13 protein-coding genes are annotated in these 13,213 nt (G+C 63.6%); all 13 read right to left on the reverse strand.

The genetic code is table 11. From position 1 onward, the window contains the following. Positions 1 to 154: 154 nt before the first annotated feature. Complete coding sequence (locus SA87_RS01845) at positions 155 to 946, reverse strand: enoyl-CoA hydratase/isomerase family protein (protein ID WP_245637602.1); 792 nt, start codon at positions 944 to 946, stop codon at positions 155 to 157. Between the two features lie 11 nt (positions 947 to 957). Further along, positions 958 to 1,734 (reverse strand): enoyl-CoA hydratase-related protein, encoded by a 777-nt coding sequence (locus tag SA87_RS01850; RefSeq protein ID WP_066198271.1) that lies wholly within the window; start codon positions 1,732 to 1,734, stop codon positions 958 to 960. Between the two features lie 76 nt (positions 1,735 to 1,810). Continuing rightward, on the reverse strand, positions 1,811 to 3,139 hold the full coding sequence (locus tag SA87_RS01855; RefSeq protein ID WP_066198273.1) for a phenylacetate--CoA ligase family protein: 1,329 nt from the start codon (positions 3,137 to 3,139) through the stop codon (positions 1,811 to 1,813). Next, the gene (locus tag SA87_RS01860) at positions 3,136 to 3,549 is read right to left on the reverse strand and encodes a PaaI family thioesterase (RefSeq protein ID WP_066198278.1); all 414 of its coding nucleotides are present in this window, start codon (positions 3,547 to 3,549) and stop codon (positions 3,136 to 3,138) included. The genes SA87_RS01855 and SA87_RS01860 overlap by 4 nt, the downstream gene beginning before the upstream one ends. Before the next feature lie 4 nt (positions 3,550 to 3,553). Further along, entirely contained in the window at positions 3,554 to 3,859 is a 306-nt protein-coding gene (locus SA87_RS01865; protein ID WP_066198280.1) for an EthD family reductase, read from the reverse strand. Between the two features lie 69 nt (positions 3,860 to 3,928). Beyond that, the gene (locus tag SA87_RS01870) at positions 3,929 to 5,434 is read right to left on the reverse strand and encodes an aldehyde dehydrogenase family protein (RefSeq protein ID WP_066198283.1); all 1,506 of its coding nucleotides are present in this window, start codon (positions 5,432 to 5,434) and stop codon (positions 3,929 to 3,931) included. Between the two features lie 152 nt (positions 5,435 to 5,586). Next, positions 5,587 to 6,933 (reverse strand): dihydrolipoamide acetyltransferase family protein, encoded by a 1,347-nt coding sequence (locus tag SA87_RS01875; RefSeq protein ID WP_066198286.1) that lies wholly within the window; start codon positions 6,931 to 6,933, stop codon positions 5,587 to 5,589. Next, the gene (locus SA87_RS01880; protein ID WP_281180912.1) at positions 6,930 to 7,958 is read right to left on the reverse strand and encodes an alpha-ketoacid dehydrogenase subunit beta; all 1,029 of its coding nucleotides are present in this window, start codon (positions 7,956 to 7,958) and stop codon (positions 6,930 to 6,932) included. The genes SA87_RS01875 and SA87_RS01880 overlap by 4 nt, the downstream gene beginning before the upstream one ends. Further along, a complete protein-coding gene (gene pdhA / locus SA87_RS01885; RefSeq protein ID WP_066198288.1) occupies positions 7,945 to 9,009 on the reverse strand; it encodes a pyruvate dehydrogenase (acetyl-transferring) E1 component subunit alpha in 1,065 nt (354 codons plus the stop codon). The genes SA87_RS01880 and pdhA overlap by 14 nt, the downstream gene beginning before the upstream one ends. Positions 9,010 to 9,023: 14 nt before the next feature. Beyond that, positions 9,024 to 10,157, reverse strand: coding sequence for a Glu/Leu/Phe/Val family dehydrogenase (locus tag SA87_RS01890; protein WP_066198291.1), 1,134 nt, complete (start codon positions 10,155 to 10,157; stop codon positions 9,024 to 9,026). A 22-nt stretch (positions 10,158 to 10,179) separates the two neighbouring features. Continuing rightward, positions 10,180 to 10,974, reverse strand: a complete 795-nt coding sequence (locus tag SA87_RS01895; RefSeq protein WP_066198294.1) for an ABC transporter ATP-binding protein — start codon at positions 10,972 to 10,974, stop codon at positions 10,180 to 10,182. Next, the gene (locus SA87_RS01900) at positions 10,940 to 11,926 is read right to left on the reverse strand and encodes an ABC transporter permease (protein WP_066198296.1); all 987 of its coding nucleotides are present in this window, start codon (positions 11,924 to 11,926) and stop codon (positions 10,940 to 10,942) included. Before SA87_RS01900 ends, SA87_RS01895 begins: the two co-directional genes overlap by 35 nt. Positions 11,927 to 11,977: 51 nt before the next feature. Next, positions 11,978 to 13,048 carry an ABC transporter substrate-binding protein gene (locus SA87_RS01905; RefSeq protein ID WP_066198298.1) on the reverse strand — a complete coding sequence of 357 codons (1,071 nt, stop codon included), beginning with the start codon at positions 13,046 to 13,048 and terminating at the stop codon, positions 11,978 to 11,980. Positions 13,049 to 13,213: the final 165 nt, after the last annotated feature.

Below are 13,213 nucleotides of genomic sequence, written 5' to 3' on the forward strand. Positions count from 1 at the left end.
TTCTTCGGTCCTCCACGTTTCGGCCGTTTCCGATCGTCGACCGACCATCGGCGGACGTAAAGCCCATCGACGATCGTGCCGGCCTGTTCTCCCGGCCGTCCGGACGCTCGGAGGGGGTCGCCCGCCGGTCGACCTCTTCGGCCGTCCCCGGCGCCTAGCGGCCGGTAAACGTCGGTTCGGTCTTGGCGAAAAACGCCGTCATCCCCCGGCGGTGGTCTTCCGTCGCCGCCGCAGCGCTCTGGAGCATCCGCTCGTAGGCGAGCGCCTCGCCGAGGGGCGCGGCCTCGGCCTTTTGCAGCAGACGCTTCAGCATACCGAACGTTTTCGTCGGCAGCGCCGCCAGCGTTTCAGCGAACGCCTGAGCCGCCGACTCAAAGCCGTCCGCCGGAAAGACCCTGTGAACGAGCCCGGTCCGAAGTGCCTCGTCGGGACCGATGCGGCCGCCGAGCGTCATCCACTCGAGCGCCCGCCCGAAACCGACGAGCCGCGGAAGAAAATACGCCATTCCTGTATCCGGGACGAGGGCGAGTTTGAAAAACGCCGGCACGAACGCCGCCCGGTCGGACATGACGCGAAAATCGGCGGCAAGGGCGAGGCTCATGCCGGCGCCGGCGGCGACGCCGCCGACGGCGGCGAGGATCGGCTTCGGCGTCTCCCGCATCGCCCGAAGCACCGGGTGGTAGCGCTTTTTAAGCAGCGCGCCGTAGGTCTCCGGTTCCGGCGCCTCCCCGAGCGCCGACAAATCCTGCCCCGCCTGAAACGCCCGTCCGCGGCCGGCGAGGACGATCGCACGGACGTCTTCCGCTCGGGCCGCTTCCCGAAACGCCCGCTCCAGCGCCTCGAGCATGACGTCCGTCAAAGCGTTCATCGCCTCCGGACGGTTGAAGACGATCCACCGGACGGCGCCCCGCTGTTCGATGAGGACGTCCGTCGCCTGTTTCGCCACGGCGATCCCTCCTACCGTCCTCGAAATTGCGGCGGCCGCTTTTCTAAAAACGCCCGCATGCCTTCCTTCTGATCGTCGCTTGCAAACAACAGGTAAAAGGCGTGCCGCTCAAACTGGAGGCCGACGTCGAGGGGCGCTTCTTCCGCCAGGTAAACCGCCCGCTTGATCAGCCGGACGGCGAGCGGCGGCATGGAAGCAATCGTTCGGGCGAGGGCCAGGGCCTCCGGAAGCACCCGTTCCGCCGGAACGATCCGGTTGACGAGACCGGCCCGGTACGCCTCTTCGGCGTCGATCGGCTCGCCGGTCCAAAGGAGCTCCAGCGCCCGCCGCGTCCCGAGCGCCCGGGTAAGCCGCTGGGTTCCTCCGGCGCCGGGCATGACGCCGAGGCGAATCTCCGGTTGGCCGATCCGAGCCGACTCCGATGCGACGACGAGGTCACAACTCATCATCAGCTCCGCCCCACCGCCCAGGACATACCCGCTCACGGCGGCGATAAGCGGCTTTCGAATCGCCCGGATGCGGTCCCAGACGGTAAACTGATCTCGAATCAACATATCGATGGCCGATTCATCCGCCATCTCGCCGATATCGGCGCCAGCCGCAAACGCTCGCTCATCGCCTGTAATCACGATCGCCAGCACAGCCGGATCGGCGTCGAGCCGTTCAAGTTCGGCGACGAGCCGCTCGACGAGCGCCCGGTTTAAGCTGTTCAGCACCTCTGGACGATTGAGCCGAAGGATGGCCACCGGACCGTCCTGCGACACAAGAAGCGACATCTCCTCCGCCATCGGATTCCTCCTCCGTATCCCTCGGCGCCCGCCGGCAGACCGGCCGGCGTTCCACCCATCATCAGCGCCAAAGGACTCAGGACGTCACCGTCTGTTTGTTCCGGCGGTCGACGATGCGAACGGCTTTCCCCTCGCTTCGAGGGAGTGCCTTCGGCGGGTGCACCTCGACGACGACGGTGATGCCGAGGGCGTCTTTCAACTGCCGAGCGACCCGACCGCGGAGTTCGGCCTTGAACCCTTCGACGTCACCGACGCCGGCCAGGGCCGTTTCGATCACTTCGACGTGCACCTCGAACCGATCGAGGGCGCCGTCTTTGTCGATGACGATTTGATAATGCGGCGCCAGTTCCGCGTATTTCAGCAATTCCGCCTCAACTTCCGAGGGAAAGACGTTCACGCCGCGGATGATGAGCATATCGTCGATCCGCCCCTTGACGCGGGACATGCGCATCGTCGTCCGGCCGCAGTGGGGGCAAGGCTCCGGATTGAGGGAGGCGATGTCGCCGGTCCGGTAGCGGATGACCGGAAACGCTTCCTTGGTCAAGGACGTAAAAACGAGTTCCCCGGTTTCGCCATACGGAAGTATTTCGCCGGTGTCGGGGTCGATCACCTCGGCGATAAAGTGATCGTCGGCGAGGTGGAGGCCGTCCTGCCCTTCGGCGCATTCGATGGCGACGCCGGGGCCGATGACTTCGCTCAGGCCGTAGATGTCGACGGCCTTGATGCCGAGCGCATCCTCGATCTGCCGGCGCATCTCTTCTGTCCACGGCTCGGCCCCGAGGATCCCGTACTCCAGGCTCGTCTTCCGCGGATCGAGGCCCATCGCCCGCATCGTTTCGATGAGGTTCAGGATGTACGACGGCGTCCCAGAGATCCCCCGCGGCCGGAGATCCTGAATCAGCGTGATCTGCCGGGCGGTGTTTCCGCCGGACGCCGGAACGGCGACCGCACCGAAGCGTTCAATTCCGTAATGAAGGCCGAGGCCTCCGGTAAAGAGGCCGTAACCGTAAGCGTTGTGAAAAATGTCGCCCGGTCTCCCGCCCGCGGCGGCGATCGTTCGGGCCACGATTTCCGCCCAGTTATCGATATCCCGACGGGTATAAGCGACGACCGTCGGCTTGCCTTTCGTGCCGGAAGACGCGTGAAACCGGACGATCTCCTTGGTGTCGACGGCAAACAGGCCGAACGGATAATGCTCCCGAAGGTCGTTCTTTTTCATCATCGGCAGCCGACGAAGGTCATCCAAACTCCGGATGTCTTCCGGGCGAACGCCGGCTTCATCGAAACGCCGGCGGTAAAACGGCACCCGCGCATAGGCGTAGGCGACCGTCTCTTGAATCCGCTTAAGCTGCAGCTTCTCTTTTTCTACCCGCGGCATCGTTTCCATTTCGACGTTGAAGATCATCGTCCGACCTCCCCTCGCAAGGCGTATGTCCCCAGCGCCACCGCCACGAGCGCCCCATCGCCGCCGTACGCCTCCGCCGTCGCGACGACGAGGCGACGGCCGCGCTTGACGATGCGGGAAGCCGCCACGAGCCGCTCACCGGTGGCCGGGCGCAGGAAGTTGACCTTAAATTCCGCCGTCACGCTCTGTTGCACGCCGTCCTGATGCGGCGCCGCCGCGTGCCCCATGACGACGTCGAGGAGCGTCGCCACGACGCCGCCGTGGACGATCCCCTCCATGCTGTTGAAAAACTCCGGCCGAACGACCAGCTCCGCCCGAGCGCCGTCCGGCGTTTCTTCCAAAACGCGAATCCCGAGAAGGCGGTTGAAAGCGTTCAGGCTTTCGACGCGGTTTCCTGGCTTTTGGACCACGGCGCTACGCCTCCACCTCCGCCAGGTAAAGCGAGACGATCCCCCGGGCAAACGAAATCAAGTCTTTTCCGGCCGCCCGACCTTCCGGCGAGGCGAGGGCCGCCTCCAGGGCTTCCCGGGAGGAAAAAAGCATCTCCGCGATCAGGTAGACGTCCGAGTCACCGCCGCCCGGGATCCCGTAGACGCGGTTGACTTCCAGGCGCTGAAGGCCGGGCATCGAGCGAGCGAGAGGGGCGTGGACCTCGCGGTAGTGGCGTTCGAACGCCTCGACGTCATCGGGCCGACGGTAGACGGCGATCAGCTTGACCATGCGTGAAGCTCCTCCTTCTTTCGTCCGGCCCGGTGCCGGGCCGGACGCTTTGGATGGTCAAACACCGGATTACAGCTTGAACGGATTCAGCGGTTTGGTGCCGTAGTACATGAGCACGCTTTTGACTTCGGTGTACAGGTCGAGCGCCTCGATGCCGAGCTCCCGGCCGAAACCCGATTGCTTCGTGCCGCCGAACGGCATGCCGGGAAAAGCGGAAAACGGCGTGTTGACGAGGACGATGCCGGCGCGAATGCGGTCGGCCATCCGCTTCGCCCGGGCGCCGTCTTTCGTCCAGACGGCCGCCGCGAGACCGTACATCGTGTCGTTGGCGAGGGCGACCGCCTCGTCTTCGGTGTCAAAAGGCATGACCGTGACGACCGGGCCGAAGATCTCCTCCTGAACCGCCTTCATGCCGTGGTGGACGTCGACGAGGATCGTCGGCGCGTACCAGTACCCCCCTTCAAACCCCGGAACGCGAACTTCGCCGCCGCCCAAGACCGCCTGAGCGCCGTCTTCCAAGGCGGAACGGACGTAACCGTCGATCACATCCACCTGCTCCCGACTGATGACTGCACCGACGTGCGTCTCCGGGTCGAACGGGTTGCCGAGCTTGAGCTTTTTCGCCTTCTCGACGAACCGCGCCATGAATGCGTCATAGACCGACCGCTGGACGTAGATGCGGGATCGGGCTTCGCACGATTGGCCGGTGTTATAGAAGATCCCGAACACCGATCCGTCGACCGCCGCATCGAGATCTGCATCGTCAAAGATGAGGCTCGGCGACTTCCCGCCGAGTTCGAGCGTCACCTTTTTCAACGAACGGGAGGCGAGCTCCATGATGTGCCGACCGACGGGCGTTGACCCGGTGAAGGCGATCTTATCGACCTCCGGGTGGGTGACAAGGTAATCGCCGACATCCCGCCCGGAACCGGGAACGACGTTCACGACGCCTTTCGGCACGCCGGCCTCGGCAGCAATCTCCGCCAGAACGAGGGCGGTCACCGGCGTAAGCGTCGCCGGCTTGACGACGACCGAACAGCCGGCGGCGATCGCCGGAGCGATTTTCCATGCGGCCATCATCAGGGGATAGTTCCACGGGACGATCTGGGCACAGACGCCGACGGGCTCTCGCTGGGTATAGTTGAAAAAGCCACTGGGCATGTTGTTGACGTATCCCCGGTGGCCGACGATGGCACCGGCGTAAAACTCGAAGTCCTCGATCGCCTGCATGATCTGGCCCTGAGCGGCAAAGAGCGTCTTACCCGTGTTCAAAATTTCCAGTTCCACCAACTCATCGAACCGCTCCCGCATGATCTCGGCGATGCGGTTCAACACTCGCGCCCGCCGCAAGACGGAAAAGTGGCGCCATTTTCCGTACTCAAACGCCTGCCGCGCCGCCTGAAGGGCCCGGTCGATGTCGGCCCGTCCGGCCCTTGCCACCTCTGCCAGCGGCTCCCCGCTCGCCGGGTTGTAAACCGTGTAGCGGTTGCCGTCGGCGGCGTCAACCCACTCCCCGTCGATGAACATCGGGTAATACGAACGCCGGTAGCGGTTGACTTTCTCTGAATCGATCATCCGCACGCCTCCTTCTTTAAGCGCCGGCCTCCCCTCCGCCGTCGATGCCGACCTTTACAACGTTTTGTTCATATAACGTTTTTTAAACGTTGTTACGTTAAACAGTATAGTTCCGGTGTTTGAATGTCGTCAAGCCGATCTTTTTTCACAAATCATCGCATCGACAAAAAAAGCCGCTCCGGCTCCCGCACCAGCGACCGCAACGTCTCGACAAAACGGACGGCGTCGGCGCCGTCGAGCACGCGATGATCGAACGAGAGCGAAACCGGCAGAATCGAGCGAACGACGATCCGGTCGTCCTCGTCGACGACGGGGCGCTTCCGGATCCGGTGAAACGCCAGAATGGCCACCTCCGGCGGGCGGATGATCGGCGTTGCGGCATACGCTCCGCCGATCGGGCCGACGTTGCTGATGGTAAACGTTCCGCCGGCGATCTCTTTCGGACCAAGCGTCCCCGTCCGGGCTTTTTGCACGAGGTCCTCGAGCGCCACAGCGATCTCCCGCAGGCTCCGCCCCTCGACGTGCCGGATCACCGGCACGATGAGCCCCTCCGGAGCATCCACCGCGACGCCGATGTGGTGATGGCGAAACAGCCGGATGATGCCGGCCGCCTCATCCAAGCGGGCATTGAAACGGGGGTGGGCCCGAAGCGCCGTGGAAACGATCTTGATTAAATACGCCGTGAGTGGAATCGGGGGTTCTAACGCATCCAGCCGGGCCTTTAAGGCGAGAAGCCCGTCCGCCTCCAGCTCATCCAGCTGCGTCACATGCGGGATGGTCGTCACCGAATGGACCATGTGGCGGGCAATCGCTTCCCGCCGGCCGCGAAACGGAAGCGTCTCCGCTTCTCCGTCGGCTGATCCGAATCCCGCCGCCGGCCTCTGGGCGATCGGGCGGTCGGCGACCTCTTCCGCTGGGGAATTCGTGACCGAGGGCGTCGGCGGCGACGAGGTTGCCGGCGACCTGGTCGAGAGAACCGGTATAGCCGCGGCGCGGCGGTCGGCATATCGGCGGACGTCCTCCGGTTCGATGCGGCCGGCCGGACCGCTCCCCGCAACCGCTTCCAAAGGAACGCCGAGCGTGCGGGCCAGGCGACGGGTGTAAGGGCTGGCCAGAACGGGGCGCTTCGTCAACTCCTTCGCCTCTTCGGCGGTTTTTCCACCCGGCGCATCGGCAGCCGGCGTGAGTCGTTCAGCCACCCGTTCTCGATCCGCCTCCCGAACGCCAGAGGTGGGCACCGAAGCGTCCGACCGGATCCGGAGGAGGACGTCGCCGACCCGAACGCTCGTCCCTTCCGGCGCTTCGATCGCCGCGACGATGCCGGAGGTCGGCGCCGGCAGCTCGGCCGTCACTTTGTCCGTCTCGACTTCCACCACCGGCTGGTCGATCGTTACGCGGTCCCCGACAGCAACGAAATAGCGGAGCACCACGGCTTCCGTGAGCCCTTCGCCGAGGTCGTGCAGGCGGAGGGCAACTTCGCCCCCGGTTCCGGCGGTCATCCGGCCATCACCTCCCGGACGGCCGCCAGCACCTTCTCCGGCGTCGGGAGATACAGATCCTCATACGCCATAAGCGGCACCGGCACATCGAAACCGCTTACGCGACGGGGGGGCGCTTTCTGGGCGTAGAACGCTTCATCTTGAATGATCGCCACGATGTGGCTGGCCACCCCCAAGGTGTCGTGAGCCTCTTGGACGATGACCGCCCGTCCCGTTTTTTCCACCGACCGCGCGATCGCCTGCCGGTCGAGGGGGTAGAGGGTGCGAAGATCGAGAAGTTCCACGTCGATCCCCGCTTCGGCCGCCATGCGCGACGCCTGCTCCGCCACCGGGACCATCGCGCCCCAGGCGATCACCGTCACGTCCTCCCCCTCCCGGACGAGGCGCGCCCGGCCGAGGGGCACCGGCGCCCACCCCGGCGGGACTTCTCCTCGGGCGCTCCGGTAAAGCCGCATCGGCTCGAGGAAAATCACCGGGTCCGGATCCTCATAAGCGGCTAGCAAAAGCCCCTTGGCGTCTGCGGGCGTCGAAGGGACAGCCACCTTCAGGCCCGGCATGTGCACGAAAAAGGCTTCCGTGCTGTCCGAATGAATTTCCGGCGCCCGGACGCCGGCGCCGTATGGCGCCCGAATGACGATCGGCACCGAAAACCGCCCCTGGCTTCGCACCCGGAGTCGGGCAGCGTGCGAAACGATCTGCTCAAAGGCTGGGTAGATGAATCCAAGAAACTGGATTTCGACGATCGGCTTCAGGCCGGCGGCGGCCATGCCGATGGCCGCGCCGACGAAGCCGGATTCGCCGAGCGGCGTATCGATCACCCGCTGCCCGCCGAACCGCTCGAAAAGCCCCTCCGTCGCGCGAAAGACGCCGCCGTTCACCCCGACGTCCTCTCCAAGCACGATCGCCCGCTCATCCCGCTCCAAGATCAGATGCAGGGCTTCATTGACGGCCCCGACCAGCGTCATCGTCTTTTGAGCCGCCTGAATCGACGTCATGGAGATTTCCCCCTCATCAAGCCGGAGCATCAGGAGATTCTGCAAAGACATGCCGGAACAGATCTGCTTCCGAGACCGGAGATGCGGATTCCATCTCCCGAACCGCCGCCTCGATCTCCGCATCGATCGCTGTGAGCCACCTCGTCTTGGCTTCGGCGTCGAATCGCCCCAGTCGCTCAAGAATCCGTTCCACGCGGAGAAGCGGATCGCTCTTTTCCCGGAGCCGGTCGCTTTCCGACTGATCCCGGTAGCGCCGGGGATCGTCGGCGGTCGTGTGCGCCCCGTACCGCCAGGTCACCGCTTCGATCAAGGCGGGGCCGCCGCCCGATCGGGCGCGCTCGACGGCCGCTTTCGTCGCCGCGTAGACGGCGAAAACATCGTTGCCGTCCACCCGGATCCCCGGCAGATCATAGCCGAGCGCCCGCTGGGCAATCGTTTTGGACTTCATCTGCTTGTCGAGCGGGGTGGAGATGGCGTAGCCGTTGTTCTGATTGAAAAAGACGACCGGAACGTTCCAGACGCTGGCCAGATTGAGCGCTTCGTGAAAATCGCCTTCGGAAGTCGCCCCATCGCCAAAGTAGACAAGGGCGACATGTGGCGTGTTGAGAAATCGCTCGGCGAAGGCCGCTCCGACCGCATGAGGGAGCTGTGTAGCGATCGGCACGCTGGGTGGGAATATCTTCCGCCCTTCGTTGGGAATGCCGCCTTCGTAGCGCCCCTTCCAGTAGAGGAGAATGCGCCCGAGGGGCTGCCCGAACGTCATCGCCGCCGCGTGATCGCGGTACGTCGGAAACAGCCAGTCGCCCGGGCCGAGGGCAAGGGCGCTCCCGACCTGAGCCGCTTCCTGGCCCTCATAGGGCGCATACGTCCCGATCCGTCCCTGCCGCTGCAGGCTCAAGCACTTCCGGTCGAAGCGGCGGGCCCGAAGCATGTGCCGGTAGGCCGTCTCGATCCACTCCGGAGAAAACCGATCGGCCCACCGCTCGTCCGTCCACCGCCCCTCTTCATCCACCAGGCGCCAGAGGGGAAAAAGCGCTTCCCCCGATCCTCCCTCGGTAAACGGCGGAGAAAGTTCGAGCATCGCGCCACCCTCCTTCATCGCCGGAACCGCCACTTCGGCGGCACATCCGGCCGGTAGCGGACATTGAGCCGCTTTCGCCGTTCCCACCGCTCCCGAACGAGGCGCTCGGCCGCCTCGACCGTCGTGAGGCCTTCTGCGTCGGACCGCCGGTACACGAACCGGAGCGTCTCCAGCACGACGGAAAGCTTCTGCTCAACCCGCCTCGGATTGGGGCCGAACAGTTCATCGGCCACCTGGATGAGGCCGCCGGCGTTGGCCAGGTAATCCGGTGCGAAGAGGATGTTTTTCGCCTTTAACGTTTCGGCAATGCCCGGGTGGGCGAGCGGCTGGTTGGCCGATCCGACGATCGCCCGCACGCGGAGCCGCCGGGCGACTGCTTCGGTGATGACTCCGCCGTAGGCGCACGGGACGAACACGTCGGCTTCCGCATCGTAGATTGCCTCCGGGGAAACGATCTGGAACGTTTTGCCGAACGATTCGGCCAGCCGCCGGAACGCGTCGACCCGTTCCGCCGACGGATCGGCCACGATGAGTCGTCCACCGGCTTCGAGCAGGCGGTGGGCGACCTTCAGACCGACCTTCCCCAGGCCCTGGACGACAAACGTCCGGTCTTTCAGGTCGCCATCCCCGTCGAGGAACTCAAGCGTCACCCGGATGGCGCCGACGACGCCCTCGGCAGTCGTGACGGACGAATCACCGCTCCCTCCGTACGCTTCCGGCAGGCCGACGAGATACGGCGTCTCCTGATAGGCGTAGGCGAAATCTTCCGGCCGGGTTCCCATGTCCGTTCCGGTGTAAAATCTTCCGCCAAGAGCGTGAACCTGCCGCCCAAAGGCGCGAAACAGTTCCGGCGATCGATCTTTTTCCGGATCGCCGATCAAGACGGCCTTGCCGCCGCCGACGTCCAGATCGGCCGCAACCGCCTTCCACGTCATTCCCCGGGCGAGCCGAAGGGCGTCGAAAAGCGCCGCTTCGAGATCCGGATACGGCGCCATCCGGGTGCCGCCGAGGGCCGGACCAAGAGAAGTGTCGTGAATGGCGATGATGCCTTTCAGACCGACATCCGGGTCATGGAAAAAGAGAACGTGTTCGTGGTCTCCGATGGCCGAAAAGAGATCGCCGCGGGCAACCGTCGGCAAATCGAGCATCTCGGCGCCTCCTTTCGCTTGGTTAGGCCAGCACCGCCCGATCCGTGTCAAGCATGCTTCCGCGGACGCGCTCAAAAGATTGAAGCAATCTTTCGACGGTCAGAGACCGCTTCGCCTCCCCTTCGTAGGTGAGGATCACCTCGCCCTCGTCCATCATGATCAGCCGGTCGCCCATCTCGATCGCCTGCTTCATGTTGTGGGTGACCATGAGGGCGGTGAGCTTAAGCTCCCGGATCAAACCGACGGTGAGCTCCGACACCCAGGCGGCCCGTTTTGGATCGAGGGCGGCGGTGTGTTCATCGAGCAAAAGCAACTTGGGCCGGCAGAGCGTCGCCATAAGGAGCGCCAGCGCCTGCCGTTCTCCGCCGGAGAGGGCACCGACCTTGACGCCGAGGCGGTTTTCCAGGCCGATGCCGAGCTGGCGCACCCTTTCTCGAAACGCCTGACGGCGTTCATCGGTCACACCTCGGCGAAAGGTTCTACGTCCGTCCCGCGCAAGCGCCAGCGCCAGGTTTTCCTCGATGGTCATGTTGGGCGCCGTCCCGGCGGCCGGATCTTGGAACACCCGGGCGATCCAGCGGGACCGGCGGTGTTCCGGCCAATCGGTGATGTCCGTTCCGTCGAGGACGATGTGCCCTTCGTCCGGGGTGATCGTTCCGGCAATGACGTTGAGGAGCGTCGATTTTCCGGCGCCGTTGGAGCCGATGATCGTAACCAGCTCGCCTTCCCGAACGTCCAGGTCGATTCCTTTTAACGCCGCCTTCTCGTCCGACGTCCCGGCGTTATAGATCTTGGAGACGCCCACCAGGCGAAGCACCGACTTCTCCTCCTTCCGACGGAAGCGGTCGAAGGATCCGCGACGCCGGTTTGGCTTTCGTCATCTTTCGGCCGCCGCGCCACTCGGGCAGGACGAGCGCCAAAATAACGATCAGCGCGGTGATAAGCTTGACGTCGCCGGTTTCCAAAAACCGCGCCCGAAGCGCCAAGGCGATGATGATCCGGTAGAGAACGGCCCCCGCGATCACCGCTGCCGTCAAGCGGTGAAGTGACGTCTGGCGAAACAGCGTTTCCCCGATGATGACCGAAGCCAGGCCGACGACGATCATCCCGATGCCCATCCCGATATCGGCAAAGCCGCCGTATTGGGCCATGAGGGCGCCGGCAAACGCCACGTACGCGTTGGACACCGCGAGACCGAGCACGATGAAGCGGCGGGTGTCGCCCGAAAAACTCCGCACCATCCGGGGGCTGTCGCCGGTCGCCCGGACCGCCAAGCCGATTTCAGTTTTTAAAAACCAGTCCAGGATCAACTTCATCGCCAGGACCATCAGACCGAGGACGAAGAGCACGATGAGGTGATCGGCGCCCGGGACGACGGTCTGTAGCCGCTCTGTCCAAGGAGCGAGATCGGTCCACATGGTGCGTTGATGAAGGAGCGGAATGTTCGGCCGGCCCATGATGCGTAGATTGATCGAATAAAGAGCGATCATCATCAAAATGCCGGAAAGGAGCGGATTGATCTTGCCCCACGCGTGCAGTACGCCGGTGATCAGGCCGGCGGTCGCTCCGGCGACAAACGCCGCCAGGTTGGCCGTCCAGGGAGAAACGCCGTAGACGACCAGGATCGATGCCAGAGCTGCGCCGGTGACAAAACTGCCGTCGACGGTCAAGTCCGGAAAGTTCAACACCCGAAACGAAAGGTACACGCCGAGCGCCATCACGCCGAAGATGAGTCCGGCTTCAACGGCGCCGATCAGTGCCGCCGCCATCCCCTTCCCCCATTTCAGGCAGTGTTCATATCGCTTCCGATATTCGGGAACCTATTCGATGAATTCTGCTTCTTTTTCCCATTCCGGCCGAATGGGGATGCCGAGCTTTTTCGCCACCGTTTTGTTGATTGCCAGGTGCAGCGTCTTGGGATATTCCGGCGGAATATCTTTCGGATTCCTTTCGCCTTTCAAAATAAGGGCCGCCATCTGCCCGGCCTGATAGCCGATGTCATAGTAGCGGAATCCGTAGGCGGCAAAGCCGCCCCGTTTGAGCGAATCGAATTCTCCGGTAAAGACCGGAAGTTTATTCGCATCGGCGACGGCGAGAAGCCCTTCGAGTGCCGAGACGACCGTATTGTCGGTGATGACGTAGTACCCTTCGATTTGGCCGACCAGCGACTCCGCCGCCTGTTTCACCTCGGACGTGTTGCTGACGGACGCTTCGACGACGTCCAGGGAATAGCCTTGTGCTTTGATGATCGTTCGGATCGCGTCGACCTGGGCGACCGAATTTTGTTCGCCGGGGTTGTACACGATGCCGATTTTCTTGAGGCCCATCTCCCGAACGATAAATGCCAGCATTTTTTGAATGGCATCTGGATGGGTATCTGTCGTTCCCGTAATGTTCTCCCCCGCTTCATGCATCGACGGCACGAGACCCGCGCCGACCGGATCGGTCACGGAGGTAAAGACGATCGGAATCGTCTTGGTCGCGTTGAGGGCCGCCTGGGCGCTCGGCGTAGAATTCGCGAAAATGAGATCCACCCGGTCGGCGACGAAGTTCCGGGCGATCGTCTGAGCGTTGTTCATATCCCCCTGAGCGTTCTGACCGTTGTAGAGGACCGTCGTCCCTTCCACAAAACCCGCATCTTGAAGCGCCGCCTTAAAGCCCCGGAACGCATCGTCGAGCGACGGATGTTCGATGATCTGCGTTGCGCCAATAACCTTGGGCTTTGTTTTTTCCGTGGCGTTCGGATTTTGGGCGGACGTCCCGCTCTCGGATTGTCCGGCGTTCATCTTGTCGGACGTCGTCTGAGCGCACGCCGTAAGACCGAACACCAGCAGGACCGCCAGCTTAGGAACAAGCGTCCGCCAGAGGCGCTTCTTGTTCCTCCACGTCATCGTCGACCACCTCCCGATTTTTAAACCGCTTTCAACGGAGTCGTGTCCGGTATCATGTGTAAAAACGGATGGTCCAGGTAACATAAAATGAGCCATCCGGCCCTCTTTGGTAGAATGTGAGACGGAGAAGAAACCACTTCACCAGGAGGGATACCGGATGGCTCA

The sequence above is a fragment of the Hydrogenibacillus schlegelii genome, assembly GCF_001653195.1.
Lineage (GTDB): Bacteria > Bacillota > Bacilli > Thermicanales > DSM-22653 > Hydrogenibacillus > Hydrogenibacillus schlegelii.

Bases quoted from the DNA above. Each gene is read 5' to 3' on its own strand.
- SA87_RS01900 (WP_066198296.1), bottom strand. From the start codon at position 11,926: ATGGCGGCGGCACTGATCGGCGCCGTTGAAGCCGGACTCATCTTCGGC.
- SA87_RS01875 (WP_066198286.1), bottom strand. From the start codon at position 6,933: ATGACCGCCGGAACCGGGGGCGAAGTTGCCCTCCGCCTGCACGACCTC.
- SA87_RS01890 (WP_066198291.1), bottom strand. From the start codon at position 10,157: ATGCTCGATTTGCCGACGGTTGCCCGCGGCGATCTCTTTTCGGCCATC.
- SA87_RS01870 (WP_066198283.1), bottom strand. From the start codon at position 5,434: ATGATCGATTCAGAGAAAGTCAACCGCTACCGGCGTTCGTATTACCCG.
- SA87_RS01905 (WP_066198298.1), bottom strand. From the start codon at position 13,048: ATGACGTGGAGGAACAAGAAGCGCCTCTGGCGGACGCTTGTTCCTAAG.
- SA87_RS01865 (WP_066198280.1), bottom strand. From the start codon at position 3,859: ATGGTCAAGCTGATCGCCGTCTACCGTCGGCCCGATGACGTCGAGGCG.
- pdhA (WP_066198288.1), bottom strand. From the start codon at position 9,009: ATGCTCGAACTTTCTCCGCCGTTTACCGAGGGAGGATCGGGGGAAGCG.
- SA87_RS01855 (WP_066198273.1), bottom strand. From the start codon at position 3,139: ATGATCTTCAACGTCGAAATGGAAACGATGCCGCGGGTAGAAAAAGAG.
- SA87_RS01880 (WP_281180912.1), bottom strand. From the start codon at position 7,958: ATGCTCCGGCTTGATGAGGGGGAAATCTCCATGACGTCGATTCAGGCG.
- SA87_RS01850 (WP_066198271.1), bottom strand. From the start codon at position 1,734: ATGGCGGAGGAGATGTCGCTTCTTGTGTCGCAGGACGGTCCGGTGGCC.